This window comes from Nocardioides sp. Z21_20 (assembly GCF_059766585.1).
This window is the reverse complement of record NZ_JCBAJX010000033.1, coordinates 1-1,777: the sequence shown is the minus strand read 5'-3', so window position 1 is coordinate 1,777 and position 1,777 is coordinate 1. Positions and strand designations below refer to the sequence as shown.

The window sequence follows — 1,777 nt, the reverse complement described above, 5'->3', positions numbered from 1 at the left end:
TAGCGCATGAACCGATCCGGTAGTAGTCAAGCGATGGGGTGACGCAGGAAGGTAGTCCAACCGTGGCGATGGTAGTCCACGGCTAAGGGTGTAGGGCGTGACGTAGGCAAATCCGCGTCACATATAGCCTGAGACCTGATGGGGAGCCAATTGGTGAAGTGGATGATCCTATGCTGTCGAGAAAAACCTCTAGCGAGCTATGCGCCGCCCGTACCCCAAACCGACTCAGGTGATCAGGTAGAGAATACTAAGGCGATCGAGTGAACCATGGTTAAGGAACTCGGCAAAATGCCCCCGTAACTTCGGGAGAAGGGGGGCCGGATCCGTTACACACCTTGCGTGTGGAAGCGGTGATGGCCGCAGAGACCAGGCCCAAGCGACTGTTTACTAAAAACACAGGTCCGTGCGAAGTTGTAAGACGATGTATACGGACTGACTCCTGCCCGGTGCTGGAAGGTTAAGGGGACCGGTTAGAAGGGGTAACTCTTCGAAGCTGAGAACTTAAGCCCCAGTAAACGGCGGTGGTAACTATAACCATCCTAAGGTAGCGAAATTCCTTGTCGGGTAAGTTCCGACCTGCACGAATGGAGTAACGACTTGGGCGCTGTCTCAACCATGGACTCGGCGAAATTGCACTACGAGTAAAGATGCTCGTTACGCGCGGCAGGACGGAAAGACCCCGGGACCTTTACTATAGTTTGGTATTGGTGTTTGGTTCGGCTTGTGTAGGATAGGTGGGAGACTTTGAAGCATCGACGCCAGTTGGTGTGGAGTCATCGTTGAAATACCACTCTGGTCGTACTAGATGTCTAACCTAGGTCCATTATCTGGATCAGGGACAGTGCCTGATGGGTAGTTTAACTGGGGCGGTTGCCTCCTAAAATGTAACGGAGGCGCTCAAAGGTTCCCTCAGCCTGGTTGGCAATCAGGTTTCGAGTGTAAGTGCACAAGGGAGCTTGACTGTGAGACAGACATGTCGAGCAGGGACGAAAGTCGGAACTAGTGATCCGGCGCTGGCATGTGGAAGCGGCGTCGCTCAACGGATAAAAGGTACCCCGGGGATAACAGGCTGATCTTCCCCAAGAGTCCATATCGACGGGATGGTTTGGCACCTCGATGTCGGCTCGTCGCATCCTGGGGCTGGAGCAGGTCCCAAGGGTTGGGCTGTTCGCCCATTAAAGCGGCACGCGAGCTGGGTTTAGAACGTCGTGAGACAGTTCGGTCCCTATCCGCCGCGCGCGTAGGAAACTTGAGAAAGGCTGTCCCTAGTACGAGAGGACCGGGATGGACGAACCTCTGGTGTGCCAGTTGTCCCGCCAGGGGCACGGCTGGTTAGCTACGTTCGGAAGTGATAACCGCTGAATGCATCTAAGCGGGAAGCACGTTTCAAGATGAGGTTTCCCACCCACATTGTGGGGTAAGGCCCCCAGTAGACCACTGGGTTGATAGGCCGGAGGTGTACAGCAGTAATGCCTAGCCGACCGGTACTAATAGGCCGAGGGCTTGTCTTACTCCAATGATGTTACGCGTCCACTGTGCGGTTTTGAAACAACAACCACTGTGCATTATCTTGAATAATCTTCAAGTGAATATGTGCTCACAAGTTTGAACACACCACACGAGTATTGTGTGTTGGTGGGTTCGCCAGAGTTACGGCGGCCATAGCGTGAGGGAAACACCCGGTCCCATTCCGAACCCGGAAGTTAAGCCTCACAGCGCCGATGGTACTGCAATCGAGAGGTTGTGGGAGAGTAGGACGCCGCCGGACAACACTTCA

The 1,777-nt window shown here is 54.2% G+C and carries 2 rRNA genes; both read left to right on the top strand.

Features of this window, described 5'->3' with window-relative positions:
- Nucleotides 1-1,511: ribosomal RNA gene (locus tag AC6EH9_RS20020) — 23S ribosomal RNA — on the top strand; the annotation flags it as partial.
- A gap of 140 nt (nucleotides 1,512-1,651) precedes the next feature.
- Nucleotides 1,652-1,768, top strand: a 5S ribosomal RNA gene (gene rrf, locus AC6EH9_RS20015).
- The last annotated feature ends 9 nt before the right edge of the window (nucleotides 1,769-1,777 follow it).